The following is a 2,598-nucleotide window of genomic DNA, read 5'->3' on the forward strand; positions in this document are numbered from 1 at the left end:
GTTGTTCTTTTGTTCTATATCGGCCAAAGCTCTTTCTAAAATCATCCTTTGTTGGTATAAAATATCAATAATTTCTTTGATATATCTTTTATGGTTGATGATATAGGATAGTGTATTAATAAGCTTTTCTTGATCATTTTGTGTTTTTAAACTTTGTAGTTTTATAAAATTAGGCTCGTTTGCAAAAATTAAAGTATAGAGTATATCACTCATACTTTCCCAGTTTTTTTGTGAAAACAATAAAGACTTGAAAGTTTTGATGTATTCTTGAGCAAAGTTGATTTGAGTATAATCAAGTCGTTTAAGAGCATCTTCTAAAGTATAGTTGTTTGCTATAAAATTGATTTGCTCTATAATAGGATCTAATTTTGTTAATATTAATTCACATTGGGACGCAAAAATTTGATTAATTTGGATGTGATTTTGCAAGGTTGAAATTGTAGATAAAACATATTTTTTATAATCTTTTGAAAGACTTAAAGAAGGGAAGTTTTTATTTGTGTTTTGTTTGTTTAAAATTTCATCACAAAATTCTTTAAAAGGTTTTTCTATACTTCCTTCTATCCTAGCTCCACCTTCAGTGGCATTATAAGTGGTGATAAGGTGTTTATTATTTTGTATATCTTCCTCATAAGCCTTTTTATAAAGCTCCCATACACAATGGGTATAAACTTTTCCTTTTCCTCCGTAAGCTAGTGTTTTTATGAGTTCATAACGATGTGTATCTGTTTTTTCACCTAGTAAAAATTCTTTAGGATGAGAATTTAGGTTTTTATCATAAGCTAAATCTTGCCCTATTAAAATGATATTTGTATAGCCTAAGCCTATAGCAAAATGGTATAAATAATTAGCCACGCTTGAAAATTTTGTATCTGTATAGCCATAGTCATCAAGTTTAAAGCTATGATTAAAATTACTAGATGCTAGGGTAATAATGATGTTTTTTTGATGATTTTGTAAAGTTTGGATGATACTAGGATTTGTTGTATTTGTAAGAAGGAAAATTGCCTTATTGTCTTCATAAGAATCTTTAAAAAAAACATTAGAGTCTATACTTTTTTCAATACAACCAATATAATCAGGCTTGATATTGTGTTGGTGTAAGATAGTATAAGAGCCATCAGCACAAAATATAGTAACTTTGTTTTGAATTTGTTTTAACAAAGGTAGTTGTTTTATAAGACTAGGTCCACTTGCCACTATGATAGCATATTTACTTTTAGATTGGTGTTTTGTTAACAACTCTTTGGTGCTTGGATTTGTTAGCATAGAATAGAGATTTTTTGTGAAAAATTCTAAACCTTCTAAACAAGAAGAGCTTGAATGCATAGCATTTTTTATATGCTCTAGTGCTTGAATGCATGTATTTTCTATATATTGACTTAAATGAGTTTTTTTGAATGAAAATAGTGTAAAAATTTCATGGTAAAATAAAATGTTTTGACTTAAAAACATCATCTTAGCATTTGAAAGATGAAAGTCTTGAGTGTGATAGATTATAAGTTGGTTGTTTTTAAGAAAATTACTAAAATCATTATTTTGAAGTATGTGATAAACTATCTCTAAATCATCTTCAAAGATAATAATGTATTTTAAGTTTTCATTTTTAAAAAGTTCCAGAATGTAATCTCCTATACCATATATAAAAAGTATAGGGTAGTTTGAATAATTGTTTTGAATATGTTCTAAAAAAAGTTTATTTCCGATAGGTTTTTTATGATTATTACAAGTTAAAATTTTAGTTGCCAAATTTTTTTCAATATTTAAGATATTTTTTTGTAAGAAATTCATTTATTTTCCCTTGAAATGGCACTATAACAATTTATCAGTGTTGATTGAAGAATTTCAAACCATTCTTCTTGTTTTAAAATCCACAAGATCATTCTTGTTTTTTTATCTTCTTGGCTTATTGCTGGCATTAAATAAATTTTTGCAAGTTCTAATTCGACATTTTTTAACGCAGGAACCAAAACTTCTCCTAATAATGCAAAATCTTTTTCAAATGAAATTTTAAACTCATGAATTTCTTCATTAAACTTTAAAATTTTTGAAAAATCCAATTCTAAAATACTAAAACTTTTTTTGATATCAGAAGTAATGTTTTGTAAATTATCTTTAAAATTTTGAATTTGTTCTAATATATTTGTGCTTAAAACCCCTCTCAAACACTCATCAATCTTATCTTTTTTATCTTGAATTTCTTTTTCACTTAAAGTTTGTAGTTTTTCAAACAAAGGCTTATTTTCTTTCAATAAATTTTCACATAATTCTTTAAAAGGTTTTTCTATACTTCCTTCTATCCTAGCTCCACCTTCTGTGGCGTTATAGGTTGTAATGCTATTAGTATCTATAGAATACTCTAAACTTTCTTTAAATAAAATCCACCATTGATTCGTCTCTACCTTACCATTACCACCATAAGCAGTAATAAATAAACCTGTTTTTCTGTCATTTTCTATAGTTTCTCCATGGACATAGTCTTTAGGATGAGAATTACCATTTTCATCATAAGCTAAATCTTGACCTATTAAGATAATATTCTTATGTCCTAGCTTTATGGCTAAATCATAAGCCATATTTGCTACGCTTAAACCACTT

General features: G+C 26.8%; 2 protein-coding genes. Both read right to left on the reverse strand.

Translation table 11 applies throughout. The features are described from left to right. Nucleotides 1-1,791, reverse strand: a 1,791-nt coding sequence (locus L8W68_RS08130) for a motility associated factor glycosyltransferase family protein (RefSeq protein WP_263675750.1), incomplete at its 3' end; no start/stop codon positions are given. After that, nucleotides 1,788-2,598, reverse strand: an 811-nt coding sequence (locus L8W68_RS08135) for a 6-hydroxymethylpterin diphosphokinase MptE-like protein (protein ID WP_263675751.1), incomplete at its 5' end; no start/stop codon positions are given. The genes L8W68_RS08130 and L8W68_RS08135, both read right to left, overlap by 4 nt.

Origin of the sequence: Campylobacter sp. FU_497, from assembly GCF_025772425.1 — a bacterium.
GTDB classification, from domain to species: domain Bacteria; phylum Campylobacterota; class Campylobacteria; order Campylobacterales; family Campylobacteraceae; genus Campylobacter_D; species Campylobacter_D lari_C.